This window comes from Microvirga sp. 17 mud 1-3 (assembly GCF_003151255.1).
In the GTDB taxonomy this organism is placed as follows: domain Bacteria; phylum Pseudomonadota; class Alphaproteobacteria; order Rhizobiales; family Beijerinckiaceae; genus Microvirga.
Genome location: NZ_CP029481.1, coordinates 1,353,269 through 1,367,682 on the forward strand (window position 1 = coordinate 1,353,269; position 14,414 = coordinate 1,367,682).

At 64.3% G+C, this 14,414-nt stretch carries 17 protein-coding genes; 13 read left to right on the forward strand and 4 right to left on the reverse strand.

Features of this window, described 5'->3' with window-relative positions:
• The first annotated feature begins 13 nt into the window (after window positions 1-13).
• The 5 genes from C4E04_RS06285 (at window position 14) to C4E04_RS06305 (ending at window position 4,291) form a co-directional block, all read left to right on the forward strand.
• Window positions 14-847: an ABC transporter permease gene (locus C4E04_RS06285; RefSeq protein ID WP_109595985.1), complete on the forward strand. Its 834-nt coding sequence runs from the start codon at window positions 14-16 to the stop codon at window positions 845-847.
• Window positions 844-1,743, forward strand: coding sequence for an ABC transporter permease (locus C4E04_RS06290; protein WP_109595986.1), 900 nt, complete (start codon window positions 844-846; stop codon window positions 1,741-1,743). The genes C4E04_RS06285 and C4E04_RS06290 overlap by 4 nt, the downstream gene beginning before the upstream one ends.
• Before the next feature lie 13 nt (window positions 1,744-1,756).
• Complete coding sequence (locus C4E04_RS06295; RefSeq protein ID WP_109595987.1) at window positions 1,757-2,599, forward strand: endonuclease/exonuclease/phosphatase family protein; 843 nt, start codon at window positions 1,757-1,759, stop codon at window positions 2,597-2,599.
• A 252-nt stretch (window positions 2,600-2,851) separates the two neighbouring features.
• Window positions 2,852-3,148 (forward strand): HU family DNA-binding protein, encoded by a 297-nt coding sequence (locus C4E04_RS06300; RefSeq protein WP_109595988.1) that lies wholly within the window; start codon window positions 2,852-2,854, stop codon window positions 3,146-3,148.
• Between the two features lie 336 nt (window positions 3,149-3,484).
• The gene (locus C4E04_RS06305; RefSeq protein ID WP_109595989.1) at window positions 3,485-4,291 is read left to right on the forward strand and encodes a DUF1194 domain-containing protein; all 807 of its coding nucleotides are present in this window, start codon (window positions 3,485-3,487) and stop codon (window positions 4,289-4,291) included.
• Window positions 4,292-4,413: 122 nt separating this feature from the next.
• On the opposite strand, the gene C4E04_RS06310 is transcribed toward C4E04_RS06305, so the two are convergent.
• Entirely contained in the window at window positions 4,414-4,653 is a 240-nt protein-coding gene (locus C4E04_RS06310; RefSeq protein ID WP_162559298.1) for a hypothetical protein, read from the reverse strand.
• 271 nt (window positions 4,654-4,924) lie between these two features.
• Between C4E04_RS06310 and C4E04_RS06315 the strand changes: the two genes are divergently transcribed.
• Window positions 4,925-5,464 carry a pyridoxamine 5'-phosphate oxidase family protein gene (locus C4E04_RS06315; protein WP_109595991.1) on the forward strand — a complete coding sequence of 180 codons (540 nt, stop codon included), beginning with the start codon at window positions 4,925-4,927 and terminating at the stop codon, window positions 5,462-5,464.
• A gap of 178 nt (window positions 5,465-5,642) precedes the next feature.
• Here the strand turns inward: C4E04_RS06315 and C4E04_RS06320 are convergent, their stop codons facing one another.
• The 3 genes from C4E04_RS06320 to dapF all read right to left on the reverse strand — a co-directional run bounded on the left by C4E04_RS06320 (window position 5,643) and on the right by dapF (window position 7,755).
• Window positions 5,643-6,236: a YdeI family protein gene (locus C4E04_RS06320; RefSeq protein ID WP_109595992.1), complete on the reverse strand. Its 594-nt coding sequence runs from the start codon at window positions 6,234-6,236 to the stop codon at window positions 5,643-5,645.
• Window positions 6,237-6,520: 284 nt separating this feature from the next.
• The gene (locus C4E04_RS06325; protein WP_109595993.1) at window positions 6,521-6,874 is read right to left on the reverse strand and encodes a RidA family protein; all 354 of its coding nucleotides are present in this window, start codon (window positions 6,872-6,874) and stop codon (window positions 6,521-6,523) included.
• Window positions 6,871-7,755, reverse strand: coding sequence for a diaminopimelate epimerase (gene dapF / locus C4E04_RS06330; protein ID WP_245416255.1), 885 nt, complete (start codon window positions 7,753-7,755; stop codon window positions 6,871-6,873). The genes C4E04_RS06325 and dapF overlap by 4 nt, the downstream gene beginning before the upstream one ends.
• A 198-nt stretch (window positions 7,756-7,953) precedes the next feature.
• Here dapF and C4E04_RS06335 point away from each other — a divergent pair, with 198 nt between their 5' ends.
• The 7 genes from C4E04_RS06335 (at window position 7,954) to C4E04_RS06365 (ending at window position 14,366) form a co-directional block, all read left to right on the forward strand.
• A complete protein-coding gene (locus C4E04_RS06335) occupies window positions 7,954-8,388 on the forward strand; it encodes an OsmC family protein (protein WP_109595994.1) in 435 nt (144 codons plus the stop codon).
• 79 nt (window positions 8,389-8,467) lie between these two features.
• Window positions 8,468-9,349: a hypothetical protein gene (locus C4E04_RS06340; RefSeq protein ID WP_109595995.1), complete on the forward strand. Its 882-nt coding sequence runs from the start codon at window positions 8,468-8,470 to the stop codon at window positions 9,347-9,349.
• Window positions 9,350-9,434: 85 nt separating this feature from the next.
• Window positions 9,435-10,682, forward strand: a complete 1,248-nt coding sequence (locus C4E04_RS06345) for an extracellular solute-binding protein (protein ID WP_109595996.1) — start codon at window positions 9,435-9,437, stop codon at window positions 10,680-10,682.
• Window positions 10,683-10,773: 91 nt separating this feature from the next.
• Complete coding sequence (locus C4E04_RS06350) at window positions 10,774-11,706, forward strand: carbohydrate ABC transporter permease (protein WP_109595997.1); 933 nt, start codon at window positions 10,774-10,776, stop codon at window positions 11,704-11,706.
• A gap of 5 nt (window positions 11,707-11,711) precedes the next feature.
• Complete coding sequence (locus tag C4E04_RS06355) at window positions 11,712-12,554, forward strand: carbohydrate ABC transporter permease (protein WP_109600849.1); 843 nt, start codon at window positions 11,712-11,714, stop codon at window positions 12,552-12,554.
• A 10-nt stretch (window positions 12,555-12,564) separates the two neighbouring features.
• A complete protein-coding gene (locus C4E04_RS06360) occupies window positions 12,565-13,266 on the forward strand; it encodes an N-acetylmannosamine-6-phosphate 2-epimerase (protein WP_109595998.1) in 702 nt (233 codons plus the stop codon).
• A 29-nt stretch (window positions 13,267-13,295) separates the two neighbouring features.
• Window positions 13,296-14,366 carry an ABC transporter ATP-binding protein gene (locus tag C4E04_RS06365; protein ID WP_109595999.1) on the forward strand — a complete coding sequence of 357 codons (1,071 nt, stop codon included), beginning with the start codon at window positions 13,296-13,298 and terminating at the stop codon, window positions 14,364-14,366.
• Window positions 14,367-14,414 lie beyond the last annotated feature (48 nt).

The window sequence follows — 14,414 nt, forward strand, 5'->3', positions numbered from 1 at the left end:
ATGTTGCTCGACCATGGCACGACCTTCCTTCTTCGGCCTTCTGCTCATCGCCCCGGCTCTGGCGATGATCGGGGTGCTGTTCCTGTACCCACTGGGATTTTCGCTCGTCTCCGCCTTCGCGGGGCCGGACGGCGGGGCGTCCCTCGCGTCCTTCCATAAGGCCTACGAGCTTTATTCCACCGACATTCTCTTCACCCTGTTCATCGTCATCGTCTCGACGCTTCTGACGGCGCTTTTTTCCATCGCGATCGCCGGCATCCTCACCTTGAGCGAGACGCCGTGGCTGGTCTCTGTGCTGCGCAACCTCTATCGCTGGCCGCTCTTCATCCCGTTCATCGTGGCGGCCCAGTGCATGCGCACCTTCCTGGCGAAGAACGGGCTCATGAACAATTCCTTCGTGGCTCTCGGGATCATCGAGCCGATCCAGGCCACGAGCCTGTTGGATTGGCGCGGCATCATCATCACGTTCGTCTGGAAGCAGGTGCCCTTCGTAACCCTCATGCTGGCCGGCGCCATGGCGTCCATCGATCGGGCGACCATCGAGGCGGGACGTAATCTCGGCGCCTCGCGCCTGCGCGTCCTGATCGAGCTCGTGCTGCCGCAGGTCGCGCAGACTCTCCTCGTCGGCCTCGTCCTGTCCTTCGTGACCATGCTGTCGGTCCTCTCGGTGCCGATGATGGTGGCAGGCTCGCAGCCCACCATGCTGACCGTCGACATGGCCTTCCGCATCAACTCCTACGGGGACTACTCCACCGCGAACGCCCTTGGGGTGATCTCCTACATCATCGCCGGCACGGTCGCGTGGATCTATCTGCGCCACAATGTGAGGCGGGAGGCGCAGGCATGAGCGGGAAGACCGTGCTTTCCCCCGCGACAGGCAGCTTCCCCCTGAAAAACGCGGGAAGGGCGGACGTGCGCCGCTCCGCGCCGGCAAGGACCTGGGCATTCGGCTCCACGCTCCTCAAGGTGCTGGCGCTGGCGCTCTTCGCTTTCCTGCTGTTCGGCCCCCTGGCCAACCTTGTACTTTGGTCAGTGGCGGAGCGGTGGTATGCGCCCTTCAAGCTGCCGGTCTCCTACGGCATGCGTTATTGGGAGGTGGTCTTCCGGCCGACCGGCGATGCCATGTCGTCGCTCGCCACCAGCGTCGCCATCGCGTGCCTGACCGTCGTCGTCGCGCTCGCGGTTTCGGTGCCGGCGGGCTATGCGCTCGCCCGCCTCAGGCTGCCCTGGCGGACCGGCCTCATGATCCTGTTCCTCCTGCCGCAGGCCTTCCCGTCCGTGGCGATCTACATCAACGTGGCGCGGGTCTTCTACGGCCTCGGGCTGACCGGGACGATTCCCGGCGTCGTGCTGGTCCATGCAGCCCACGGGCTCGTCTATTCCGTGTGGATTGCAGCGGCCGCCTTTGCGGCAGTGGATAGGGACCTGGAGCTGGCAGCGCGCAACATCGGCGCGTCGCCCCTGCGCACCTTCTTCACCATCACGCTGCCGCTGGCGGCACCCGGCATCATGGCGAGCGCCATCTTCGTCTTCCTCGAATCCCTCGACGAGTTCACCGGCACCTTCTTCGTGGGCGTGCCGCAGGTGACAACCCTGCCGCTTCTCCTTTACAACGCCAGCATGGGCGGCAATTACCAGATTGCCTCCATCACGGCTCTCATCCTTCTCGTGCCCTCCGTTCTGTTCATGATCGTCATCGAGCGTTTCCTGAAAGCCGACGTCCTGAGCAAGGTCGGGCAGTAATCGCAGGACATCCATGCTCAGGATCATCACCTGGAACATCCAGTGGGGGCTCGGCATCGACGGGCGCGTCGATCTCGAACGCCTCATCGCGGAGGCCCGCGGCATCGCCGATTTCGACGTGCTGTGTCTTCAGGAGGTTTCGGACAATTTCGATACCCTTAAGAACAACGACGGCAGCAACCAGTTCGCGGCCCTTGCGGCTCTGCTGCCCGGATACACGGCCGTCGAAGGCGTTGCGCTCGACATTCCCGACGAAGCCGGAGGGCGCCGCCGCTTCGGCAACATGATCCTTTCGCGGCTCCCGGTCACGCAGGTCCTGCGCTACACCCTGCCATGGGAGGCGGCCCCCACCCGCAACATGCCGCGCCTGGTGCTCGAGGCGACCGTGGAGACGGGCTCCGGTCCCTTGCGGATCATGACGACCCATCTCGAATATTCCTCCGACAAGCTGCGGCGGGCGCAGGTGGAGGGGATCCGCGAGGCGCACCGCACGGCGCACGAGCGGGTCATCACGCTTCGCGAGGACGGTGCCGGCACCTATGTCCGGCACCCGGTCACGTCGTCGGCCGTCCTGACGGGCGACTTCAACATGCGCCACGAGGATGGCGCAAAGAAGCGGCTCTCCGACCCTTTCGAGAACGGCGCTCCGGCGCTGGTCGATGCCTGGCAGGCGCTCAATGGCGAGAAGGCCCACCCATGGTCCTTCTGCATCTACGAGCAACAGCACGGCGAGCCCCATTGCTGCGACTTCATGTTCGTGACCGAGGATCTCGTGCCCCGGCTGCGCAGCATGACCTATGATCAGCGCTCGCAGGCGTCGGACCATCAGCCGGTGCTGATCGAGCTCGACCTTTGATCCCCGTCCGCTCTCGGAACGGTTCCGGGCAGGGCAACGGCACAGCGGCCGGAGAACTGCACATGCTCCAGATGAGGCTGCGTATTGGGGCTGTCTCGCAAGATAAGTGACGTAACGGAGGCTTGCGGAGAGCTGCGAATCGAGAAAAACCCGCTTGACGCCGAGGTTAGACCCATGCAAACGCGGCGAATGAGCTAACCTTACGGGGAAAGCTCATCTATCAGGCTTTCCTCTGGGATCGAAGGAACACCCATGAACAAGAACGAACTTATCGAGCAGATCGCTCAGGAGTACGAGCTGACGAAGACCTTCGCGCGGGATCTCGTCGAACATGTGTTCGAGTCCATCTCCGACGCCGTCCACAAGGGCGAAGAGGTCGCGATCTTCGGTTTCGGCAAGTTCAAGCTTGCCGAGCGCAAGGCGCGCAAGGGCCGTAACCCCCAGACGGGCGAGGCCATCAAGATCGCCGCCTCCAAGAACGTGAAGTTCGAGCAGTCCAAGTCCCTGAAGGAGCGGGTCAACGCCAAGCGCCGTTCCCGCAAGGGCTGAGCTGACGCACATCTCTGTGGCGGTTGGGCGCCTTCGGGCGCCCAAATCGTTTCTGAGGGCCGCCGCTGCCCGATTGGCCGCCTGAGACACACAGCGACGAGGCGGTCCTGTCCGAAAGGAGTACCCTTTACGGACGCCTCAGAGAGACAGGGCCGCGCCGCAGGAAAGGGGTGATGCCGGCAAACGCGCGGATGTTTCTTTCAGCCCGGCCCCCGGCAGGCAGATCCACGCACCTGCGGGCGGAACCTGCGGCATTCCCTGCCGTTCAAGCTCAGTGCGGGCCACGGGGCCGGAAAGGTCCGTTCGGGCTGGGGACACTCTTGAACGGAGGCGGCAATGCTTCATTTGCCACGATCCCTGCGTTTGTGTCTCCTCCTCGCCACCTGCCTTCTCGTCCGGCCCGCGCAGGCCGAACCACGGCTCGATCTTGCCCTCGTCATCGCCGTAGACGTGTCCTCCTCGATGGATCCCAAGGAGCAGAAGCTGCAACGGGACGGCTTCGTGGAGGCCTTCAGGTCGCCCTTGGTCCATAAGGCCATCAAGCAGGGCATCCTCGGGCGCATCGCCGTCACATACGTGGAATGGTCGTCCTCGGACGATCAGACGATCGTGGTGCCATGGACGGTGATCGACGGGCCGGATTCCGCGAGCACCTTTGCCCAGAGACTATCTTTCCAGCCTACGCGCCGGGGAACGACCACATCCATCTCGGCGGCGCTCGATTTCGGCGCCCGTCTCCTGCGGGAGATCGAGCCCGAAACGGTCCGGAAGGTCATCGACGTTTCGGGGGACGGCACCAACAATGACGGGCGGCCCGTGACCGATGCCCGGGATCAGGTCGTCGGCGCCGGGGTCACCATCAACGGCCTTCCGGTCATGATCAAGAATCCGGAGGCCATGTGGGACATGGATGTGCTCGATCTCTATTACCGGGATTGCGTGATCGGCGGGCTCGGCGCCTTCATGCAGCCCGTCCGGGACGTGAGCGAGTTCGCGACCCTGGTCGAGCTGAAGATCCTGCGTGAGGTATCCGGGATCGATGGTCAGATCCTGCCCACCATTCCGGCCGCAATGAGCGTGGATTGCCGAACCGGCGAAAAGAAGCGCGAGGAGCCGGAGGTGCCGCTTCTGAAAAAGCCCTGATCCGGTTCCTTCGACGAAACCGATCCGCAGCGCATCGCGCCTGGCGGATAGCCTCGTCCGTCCGGGGCGCCCGCCCTGTGAGCCATGCCCTGCATGGGAGGTGCCGGCGCCCGGGGAGGGGATCAGTTGACGCTGTTGCTCGGCGCGTCGCCCATGAGAGCCGCTTCGGCGGCCATCAACAGCGCCTCGCCGAGTTCGCGAGCCCGGTCCGCCGTCATGGCCACGGGCATCTGGTGGCGAATGCCACGGGCGAAATCGTCGGGCGTTGCGGCAATCTCGATGACCATCATCGCATCGCGGCCGTCGAGCGTGCCAACCGAGAAGCTTGTCAGAGCGCCAATCAGATCGAAGTCCTGGGTCATCTCGACCTCCATGTTTCTGCCTTGGTGCCGTTTTCCCTCGGAAACAGAAAATTGTCTGCTCTCCGGGTGAAGAGTGGATTATGTTACAAATTTGTTTCTATCGTTATTTCAAAAGCTTAGGGTAAATTTTTTTTACATTTTTCTTCTTTTGGATGCTTGGAAGTCTTTTGGCGGCCGTTCGTTGCCCGTCTGAGGATCGCGCTCCTGACGTAGGGGAGCCAAGGGCATTCCGTTGTGGTAGGATCCTTCGGCGCATGGGAGGCATACGACCATGGACGAAACCTTACGGCGTGAGATTGTCGATATCCTGAATCGGGCCCAGGACCTCACCCTCGCGACGATCCGGCAGGACGGCTATCCTCAAGCCACGACGGTGTCCTATGCCAGCAGCGGCTTTCACATCTATTTCGGCTGTGCGGACCAGTCCCAGAAGGCCCAGAACATCGCCCACGATGCCCGGGTCTCTGCCGCCGTCACCCTTCCGTACGAGAATTGGGAGCAGATTCGGGGCCTGTCCTTTGCCGGGCGGGCAGAGCGCCTGACGGATCCTGCTGCGATCCAGCAGGCGGTGCGGTTGATGCTCGCCAAGTTTCCCCAGCTCGCCCAATATGCCACGGAAGGACTCGAAGGCGTGGCGCTCTACCGGATCGACCCGGAGGTGTTCTCGGTCCTCGATTACCGGAAGGGGTTCGGCCACACCGAATTCTCGACGGTATCCGACGAGGCGCGGCTCGATGCGGTCGAGGAAGCGGATCTCGAATCCTTCCCGGCGAGCGATCCCCCGTCCTGGACCGGCACGTCTCTGCTCTAAAGAGCGGCCGTGAGATCGAACTCACGCCCGAGATTTCGGGTTTCCGGTCTCGAGCACCTTTTCCGGCAAAGCCGGTTTCCACTTTACGACCGATGGTCCGGTGGATGATTTCTGACGCTTGGAATCCAAGCCGCAGGTCCGCTCAAGATTACGGGCAGGCCTTCAACATTGAGCGGGATCATGAGGATTTCGTTGGATAGATCGTTTGTCCGAGCGCCAGCATCGAGACGAATTTTTCAATTCGCGCCGCACGGGTCTTTTCCGTCTTCGCGTCATGGATCCGGTAGAGGACGGCGTATCGATTAGCGCCCTTCAGCGTCGAAAAGAATGCCTTCGCGGCCGGCTCGGCATCAAGGGCAGCCTGCAGGTCATCTGGGATCTCGGCTTTGCTCTGCGGAGCATAAGCGGCGTCCCAGCGGCCATCAGCCTTGGCCTTCTCGACCTCGGCAAGTCCCGCCGGAGTCATCCGTCCAGCGGCTGAAAGCCTTGTGGCTGTCTCCACATTGACCTGTGACCACTTGCTCCTGGGTCCACGCGGGGTAAAGCGCACGAGCCAGAATTGGTCGTCGAACCGGTCAAGCTGCCCGTCGATCCACCCGAAGGCGAGCGCTGCCTCGATAGCCTCGGATTTGCCGACGCCGGCGATGCCGGATGTTTTCTTGGCAAGCTTCATCCAAATGCCTCGTGAGGCGGACCCGTGTTCTGCCAGCCAACTTTCCCAAGCGTCGCGCGACGCAAAGGCAAGAACGGGTAATCCTTTGTGTTCGGTCATGTCCACTCTTCGAATGCCGTCCGGGTGTGTAAGACGAACCCACAAATCAATCCTGGCTTAAACGGGCGGGCGTTTGCCGAAACTTCGTAGAGGCGATGAATATCCTTCGGTGGTCGGGCACCGGGCGTTGGAAGCCGCCCACAAGTTCGCCCTACAGCATCGGACCCAAAAGTGGACCCACTTTTGGGATCAATCCGATGCTTCTTCTCTGGGCTGGAGCATCGTTCGGGGCGGAAACCGGGTCCACTTTTCGCTGACGCGGCCCTCTGGGTCCGCACGATGCTCTAGAGAGCGGCCGTGACCTGGATTTCGAGGGCGTAGTCCGGATCCGCGAGCTTCGCCTCTACGCAGGCGCGGGCCGGGGTGTGGCCGGGCGCGACCCAGGCGTCCCAGACAGCATTCATCTCGTCGAAGCTTCCGATATCCGACAGCCAGATCGTGGCGCTGAGAAGCCGCGTCTTGTCGCTGCCGATTTCGGCGAGCGATTGGGCGATCTGGTCGAGAATGTCCTTCGTCTGTTCGGTGACGGACCCGCCCAGGGTCGTCTCCGGCACATAGCCGGAGAAGTACGCCACGCCGTCCTTGATGACGAGATCGCTGTAGCGGGCCGCAACGCCCACGCGGGAAATCGCCGTCATGGCCGGCTCTCCTTGTCTGGAGCCGCGCCGGCCCGTTGCATGGTCTCGGGGATATGTCCGGAGAACGCGACCGCCACCGGGCCGGTCAGGACGAGCCCGTCATCGTCCCGGACTTCGACCTCCAGGAGGCCGCCGGGCATGTCCACGGCAACGCGGCTCTCCGACGTCAGGCCCCGACGGCGTGCCGCCAGCACGGCCGCGCAGGCTCCGCTTCCGCAGGCGCGGGTCAGGATGCCGGGCCGCTCCCAGACGACGAGGCGGAGCCTGTCCGGCGCGACGAGTTCCGCCACGCCGATATTGGCACCCTCGGGCAGGAGAGGGGCATTCTGGAGCGCCGGCGCCCAACGGGGAACGTCGACGGCATCCCGGTCCGCCACGAAGCAGACGAGATGCGGGTTGCCCAGGCTGAGGGCGGTCGGCTCCGCGAGGGGGCCGGACGCCAGGTCGAGGCGAAGGGTGTCCCGGGACTCCGCCAGCGGGATGGCGTCCCAGTCCCAGCGCGGGGCTCCGAGCCGGAGGGCGACCCTTTCGGCATCCGGGCTGGAGCCTTCGATGGCGCCGCCGAGGGTCTCGAGCACGACCGAACCTTTCCGGCTCTCCTGAAGCAGGAGCCAGATGACGCAGCGCGTGGCGTTCAGGCAGGTCTGGGCCTCCGTGCCGTCCACGTTGTAGATCCGCATCCGGCCATCGGCACCGGGCACGGTCGGCTGTTCGATGACGAGAAGCTGGTCTCCGCCGATGCCCTCGTGGCGGTCGCAGATGAGGCGGATGACCTCGGCCGAGGGGCGGAACGGCTCGGCGCGGCCGTCGACGATGACGAAATCGTTGCCCAATCCATGCATCTTGAGGAACGGACGACCAGGGAGAGCGAAGGACAGCAAGGGACTTCCCGAAAGAAAGACGGCTGAAGGGAGCGGGCGGGCCAGGCCCGCGACACTGGGTGCTCCCCTCAGGCCTGTCAAGCGCGTCCGCTTCTTCCGCGGGCTCTCTTCCAGGCAGGGCCCGAACGGAGTATTCGCCTTGGGGCACGCGCCGGGAAGGCGCATGGTTCGAACCGGACGAAAGCCGAGGAGCACATCATGAAGGCAAGGGTGAAATGGGTCGACGGAATGGCCTTCGTCGGCGAGTCGGGCAGCGGCCATGCCATCGTGATGGACGGGGCACCCGAATATGGCGGGCGCAACCTTGGCATCCGGCCCATGGAGATGCTGCTGATCGGCCTCGGCGGCTGTACGGCATTCGACGTGGTGCAGATTCTCCGGCGCGGTCGGGAGCAAGTGACCGATTGCATCGTCGAGGTGGAGGCCGAGCGGGCCGAGACCGACCCCAAGGTCTTCACCAAGATCCATGTCATCTACCGCGTGAAGGGGCGGAATCTTGCGCCCGCCAAGGTGGAGCGGGCCATTTCCCTGTCGAAGGAGAAATATTGCTCGGCCTCGATCATGCTTGGCGCGGTGGCCGAGATCACGCACGAATGGTCGGTCGTCGACGAGGCGGAGGAAGTCGCCTCCTGAAGGCCGTCTATCCGGCTCTTCCTCATGTGAAAAGCCCATAAGACCACTATGGACAGGAAGCGACCAATATGAGACCAGTGTGAGCGTGAGCGAAACTGGTCCTCATACCCGCTTCCGGTCCCTCTACGGGCAATCGCTTCCCGGCACTCGTGTCAACGAGGATGGTTGCGGTCTGCACGGTCGCCATGCGTGGATCGTCGACGGCGCAACGGGCGTTTCGGACGGGCAGATCGGGTCCGCTCCGAGCGACGCGGCATGGCTGGCCGAGACCATTCAGAGTATCCTGCCGGAACTCACCGGCGCCGAGAGTGCCAACTGTGACCTTCTCGAGGTCCTCCAGGCCCATGTCGGCCAAGCCTTCGAGGCGGCCGCAGGACCGGCGAAGGAAGGTGCAGGCCTTGGGGATGTCGGGCCTTCGGCCTGCCTCGGCCTGCTCGGGCTGGAAACCTCCCATAATTCTCTTCGCGTGAGCGGCCGCTTTCTGGGCGACGTCGTCGCGCTGGTTCAGACGGACGGAACGGTGCTGCGCTGGACCGACGAGCGGTCCAAGCCCTTCGAGCGGATGACCCTGGCGGCCCTCGGCGATGGCGGCTCCGATGCGAGCGGCATGTCCGAGCCGGTCCGCCGCCAGATCCTGGAAAACCGCGCAAGGCTCAACCACCCGGACGGGTACTGGGTCGTGAACCCGCGCCGTCCCTGGGCCGGACGGGAGCTCCGGTTCGAGGCGACGATTGCGCCCGGCTCACCCATCGTGCTTGCGACCGACGGCTTCATGCGCCTCGTGGACGTGTTCGGCGCCTATACGGACGCGTCGCTCCACGCGGCCCTGGCGGCCGGGGAGGGCGATGCCCTGTTCCAGGAGCTGCGCGAGCGCGAGCGGCGCGACGATGGGGGCCGTGCATTCCGGCGCGTGAAGATCCACGACGACGCCACCGTGCTGGTGATCGCCGCGGGGCCTTAAGAATCAAGGAATTCCGAAAGACGGACCTCAAACGGCAGGTCTTTCGGTGTTAAAGGAGGAGACTTCCACAATGAGGGGAACGACGATGAAGCTGACGAGACGAATGCTGATGGGCGTCGCCATGGGCGGCTATCTGCTCTCGGCCGGGGCCGCCATGGCCAAGACCGAGCTGACCTTCTGGAGCTGGCGCCAGGAGGACAAGGCCTTCTACCAGGACATCATCAAGAAGTTCCAGGAGAAGGAGCCGGACATCTCGGTGAAGTTCGAGACCTACGCGCCCGAGAACTACCAGACCATCCTGTCGACCGCTCTCGCGGCCGGGCGCGGCCCGGACGTGATCCAGGCCCGCGCCTACGGCAACCTGGAATCCATCGCGACGCCCGGCTACCTGCTCGCCCTCGACAAGCAGAACGTGCCGGAACTGGCGAACTTCCCCGAAGCCGCGCTCGCGGCCGAGACCCTGCGTTCGGACGGCAAGGTCTATGCGGTGCCCTTCGCGATGCAGGCCCAGCTCGTGGTCTACAACAAGAAGCTCTTCAAGGATGCAGGCGTTAACCCGCCGAAGACCTGGGACGAGCTGATGGCCCTGTGCCAGGCCCTCAAGGCGAAGAACATCAACCCCTTCTCGAACGGCACGGCGACCGCCTGGCAGAACGAGACCATCGTGGGCGGCCTCCTGTCCTCCATGCTGGGCAAGGACTTCGAAGCCGACATCGTGTCCGGCAAGGCGAACTTCACGGACCCGCGCTTCGTCAATGCCCTCACCAAACTGAAGGACGTGAGCCAGTATTTCGCGCCGAACTTCACGGGCGTGGATTATCCCTCCTCGCAGCAGCTCTTCGTGGCGGGCCGCGCGGCCATGTTCGCGGGCGGTTCCTATGAGGTCGCGAACTTCAAGACCCAGAACCCCTCGCTCGATCTCGGCGTATTCCCGGCTCCTGTCCTGAAGGCGGGCGACGAGGCGCTCATCGCCACCTATTACGACGGCGGCTACGCGGTGAACGCGAAGTCCGACAAGAAGGACGCGGCGCTCAAGTTCGTACGCTTCCTGGCGACCCCCGAGTACGGCACGGCCTTCACCAACACCCTGAAGAACCTCTCGCCGATCAAGGGCATCAAGATCGAGGATCCGATCACCCAGGAGGTCGCGAAGCTCGCCGAGCATTCCATGTCCTACCTGATGCTCGTGCGCTTCCGTTACCAGGAGCCGAGCGGCTCCGTCCTGCTGCAGTCGAACGTGCAGAAGATGCTCGCCGGCCAGCAGACCCCCGAGCAGGCCGCGGCCGAGATCAACAAGGGCATCGCGACCTACTACAAGCCGTTCCAGAAGTAAGCTTATTCCTCGTAGTCCCCGGGGCTCGCGCCCCGGGGATTCGCGTCTTTGAATCGCGGATGCTCTCCGCACGATTCTCCGAGGCCGATCCATGCCCGTCTCGCCGAAGCAGGCTCGAACACTGAAGCACCGCAGCTGGGTGGCGTTTCTCGTCATCCCGCCTATCGTCTTCATGTCCCTGTTCGTGGTCTATCCGATCCTCTCGGCCTTCGCCTACGCGTTCTACGAATGGCGCGGCCTGGCGCGCGGGGAATTCGTCGGCCTTGCCAATTTCCGTGAGGTGCTCTTCGGGGCCACCATGGGGCCGGTGGTCTGGAACGCCTTTCTGCACAACGTCTACGCGCTCGTGGCGCTGATGATCATCCAGAACGGGGGCGGGTTCTTCCTCGCCTGGCTGCTCTACAAGGAGCCCTTCGGCTTCCGCTTCCACCGGGTCGCGGTCTTCGTCCCGGTCGTGCTCTCGACGATCATCGTCGGCTTCCTGTGGAAGCTGTTCCTCAATCCGAATTTCGGTATCGTCAACCAGGCGCTTTACACGCTCGGTCTCGACTCCCTCGCCAAGCCCTGGCTGGGGGATTCCTCGACGGCCCTCGGCGCCCTCATCCTGGCGAATGCCTGGCACTTCATCGGCTTCCCGACCCTGGTCTATCTCGCGGGCATGCAGCGCATCCCGTCCGAAATCATCGAGGCGGCGCGCCTCGACGGCACCAGCGAGTGGCAGCTCCTGAAGAGCGTCGTGTGGCCGCTCGTGGCGCCGAGCACCACGATCCTCTTCACGCTCCTCTTCATCGGCGCGTTCAACTGGTTCGAGATTCCTTACGTGATGGTCGGCCTCGACGGCTCGCCCTTCGGCACCACGGACGTGCTCGGCCTGGTCTTCTACCGCACGGCCTTCGGCAACCAGAGCGCCAGCATCCAGAATTTCGGCCAGGGCTCGGCGCTTGCGACGCTCCTGTTCCTGTTCATCGTCGTCTTCGCGTCGATGCTCACCCTGTGGCTCCGCCGACGGGAGATCCAGTTTTGACGACCATGACCTCTCAGGCCGCGCCGCAGCGGGCCCTTTCGTTCGCACTCCTGGCGCAGATCATCCTGATCGCGAACTCATTCATCATGCTCTACCCCGTGGTGGTCATGGTGTTCTCAGCCTTCAAGACGACGGGCGAGATCTTCGAGCATCCCTTCGCGCTTCCCGACTTCACGCAGGTTCAGAACTTCACGCGGGTGCTCGGCGAAACCTCGATGCCGACCTATTTCGTGAATTCCATCCTGGTCACGGGCACGTCGATCATCCTGATCCTGGTGCTCGGCACCATGGCGGGCTACGCGGTGGCGCGCTACGAGTCCCGCACGAACACACTCGTGCTGCTGTTTTTCCTCGCGGGCCTGATGCTGCCCCTCAAGCTCGCCGTCATTCCGCTCTTCATCCTGCTGCGGGACCTGAACCTGCTCGACAGCCGCTGGAGCCTCATCGTCACCTATACGGCCATCGGCCTGCCCTCCACGGTCTTCATCATGGCGGGCTTCCTGCGCTCGCTGCCGAACGAGCTGGAGGATGCCGCGCGCATCGACGGGGCCTCGGAGCCACGGATCATGTGGTCCGTCATGCTGCCGCTCGCCCGGCCGCCCATGGCGATCGCGGCGATCCAGAACGCGGTCCCGATCTGGAACGACTTCTTCTTCCCGCTCGTCTTCATCCAGACAGATTCGGCCAAGACCCTGCCGCAGGGCCTCACGACCTTCATGGGCGAATACACCACCGATTGGGGCATGCTGTTCGCGGGGCTCACCATCGCGGCGGCGCCCATCACGCTGCTCTACATCGCGCTTTCACGCCAGTTCATTCAGGGCATGACGGCCGGTGCCGTCAAATAGGAGATCGGCCATGCTCATTCCGAAAGGCGCCCTCGTCGTCTCGTGCCAGGCCCGCGTCGACAACCCGCTCCACGGCCCGATCTTCATGTCCGCCATGGCCCGCGCGGCGGCGGCCGGCGGCGCAAAGGGCTTTCGCGCCAACGGCGCCGAGGACGTGGCGGCAATCCGCGCCCTGTCCACCATGCCGATCATCGGCATCGACAAAGCCTTCGACGACGATTTCCCGGTCTACATCACGCCGGATTTCGCCCATGCGTCCCGCATCGCCCAGGCGGGCGCGGACATCATCGGGATCGACGCGACGCCGCGGCGCCGCAACGGCGAGCCGGTCGAGACCCTGATCCGGCGGATCCGCGATGAACTCGGGCGTGAGGTCTTTGCGGACGTCTCGACCCTGGAGGAGGGGCAGGCGGCGGCCGCGCAGGGCGCGACCTATGTGGCGACCACCCTGTCGGGCTACACGGACGCGACGGCTGCGCTCAAGGAGAAGGGTCCGGACCTCGACCTCATCGAAGCCCTGGTCCGAACCGTTTCGGTCCCGGTCGTCGCGGAGGGCCGGTTCGACACGCCCGATCTCGTCGCCGCCGCCTTCGCGCGCGGCGCCCATGCGGTCGTGGTGGGCACCGCCATCACGAACCCGCGCGAGATCACCAGGAAGTTCGCCCAGGCGGCAGAGCCGTGGGCGGGCGAAGGAAATGCTGGCGCCCCGTGAAACGGCGCAGATCTGTCACGGAGTGAATCATGGCCGATGTATCGATCCGCAATATCCGCAAGTCCTTCGGGCCGGTTGCGATCATCAAGGGCGTCGACGTCGATATTCAGGACGGTGAGTTTGTCATCCTGGTCGGCCCGTCCGGCTGCGGAAAGTCGACCCTGCTGCGCATGATCGCGGGGCTGGAGGACATCACGGACGGCGAGATCCGCATCGGCTCGCGGGTGGTGAACGACGTGCCGCCGAAGGACCGCGACATCGCCATGGTGTTCCAGTCCTATGCGCTTTATCCGCACATGACGGTCGCCGAGAACATGGCCTTCTCGCTCAAGCTCAAGGGCACGCCAAAGGCCGAGATCGACAAGCGCGTGAAGGAGGCGGCCGCCTCCCTCGGCCTCGTGCCGCTTCTCGACCGCTATCCGCGCCAGCTCTCGGGTGGCCAGCGCCAGCGCGTCGCCATGGGTCGGGCGATCGTGCGCGACCCGCAGGTGTTTTTGTTCGACGAGCCGCTCTCGAATCTCGACGCCAAGCTGCGCGTGCAGATGCGCACGGAAATCAAGGAACTGCACCAGCGCCTGAAGACCACGACGGTTTATGTGACCCACGACCAGATCGAGGCCATGACCATGGCGGACAAGATCGTCGTGATGCATGACGGCATCGTCGAGCAGATCGGCGCGCCGCTGGACCTTTATGACCGTCCGGCCAACCTGTTCGTCGCGGGCTTCATCGGCTCGCCTGCCATGAACTTCATCGAGGGGACGCTCGCCGGGCAGGGAATCGCCCTGAAGAGCGGGGCGTCTCTGCCCCTGGAGGCCCGCCCGAATCTCGCCGAGGGTGCCCCGCTGACCGTCGGAATCCGTCCCGAGCACCTGCAGATCGTTCCGGCCGGGACGCCCGGTGCCATCCCGGCGACGGTCGCCGTGGTGGAGCCGACAGGCTCGGACACGACCGTCATCGCCAAGGCGGAGGGTGGGAACCTTACCGTGGTGGTGCGGGACCGGGTCTCCCTCAAGCCGTCCGAGACCATCGCCCTCAAGCCCTTGGCCCATCAGGCACATTTGTTCGATGGGCAGGGAAAACGGGTGGCCACGGCCTGACGCCGGGATCGGTGGCGCAGACGCGGATCCTCTCCGGAAAGCGGACCT

What these genes read in the sequence shown, in the direction of transcription:
- C4E04_RS06285 (WP_109595985.1), top strand. Translation starts at nt 14, where the DNA reads ATGGCACGACCTTCCTTCTTCGGCCTTCTGCTCATCGCCCCGGCTCTG.
- C4E04_RS06290 (WP_109595986.1), top strand. Translation starts at nt 844, where the DNA reads ATGAGCGGGAAGACCGTGCTTTCCCCCGCGACAGGCAGCTTCCCCCTG.
- C4E04_RS06295 (WP_109595987.1), top strand. Translation starts at nt 1,757, where the DNA reads ATGCTCAGGATCATCACCTGGAACATCCAGTGGGGGCTCGGCATCGAC.
- C4E04_RS06300 (WP_109595988.1), top strand. Translation starts at nt 2,852, where the DNA reads ATGAACAAGAACGAACTTATCGAGCAGATCGCTCAGGAGTACGAGCTG.
- C4E04_RS06305 (WP_109595989.1), top strand. Translation starts at nt 3,485, where the DNA reads ATGCTTCATTTGCCACGATCCCTGCGTTTGTGTCTCCTCCTCGCCACC.
- C4E04_RS06310 (WP_162559298.1), bottom strand. Translation starts at nt 4,653, where the DNA reads ATGACCCAGGACTTCGATCTGATTGGCGCTCTGACAAGCTTCTCGGTT.
- C4E04_RS06315 (WP_109595991.1), top strand. Translation starts at nt 4,925, where the DNA reads ATGGACGAAACCTTACGGCGTGAGATTGTCGATATCCTGAATCGGGCC.
- C4E04_RS06320 (WP_109595992.1), bottom strand. Translation starts at nt 6,236, where the DNA reads ATGACCGAACACAAAGGATTACCCGTTCTTGCCTTTGCGTCGCGCGAC.
- C4E04_RS06325 (WP_109595993.1), bottom strand. Translation starts at nt 6,874, where the DNA reads ATGACGGCGATTTCCCGCGTGGGCGTTGCGGCCCGCTACAGCGATCTC.
- C4E04_RS06335 (WP_109595994.1), top strand. Translation starts at nt 7,954, where the DNA reads ATGAAGGCAAGGGTGAAATGGGTCGACGGAATGGCCTTCGTCGGCGAG.
- C4E04_RS06345 (WP_109595996.1), top strand. Translation starts at nt 9,435, where the DNA reads ATGAAGCTGACGAGACGAATGCTGATGGGCGTCGCCATGGGCGGCTAT.
- C4E04_RS06350 (WP_109595997.1), top strand. Translation starts at nt 10,774, where the DNA reads ATGCCCGTCTCGCCGAAGCAGGCTCGAACACTGAAGCACCGCAGCTGG.
- C4E04_RS06355 (WP_109600849.1), top strand. Translation starts at nt 11,712, where the DNA reads ATGACCTCTCAGGCCGCGCCGCAGCGGGCCCTTTCGTTCGCACTCCTG.
- C4E04_RS06360 (WP_109595998.1), top strand. Translation starts at nt 12,565, where the DNA reads ATGCTCATTCCGAAAGGCGCCCTCGTCGTCTCGTGCCAGGCCCGCGTC.
- C4E04_RS06365 (WP_109595999.1), top strand. Translation starts at nt 13,296, where the DNA reads ATGGCCGATGTATCGATCCGCAATATCCGCAAGTCCTTCGGGCCGGTT.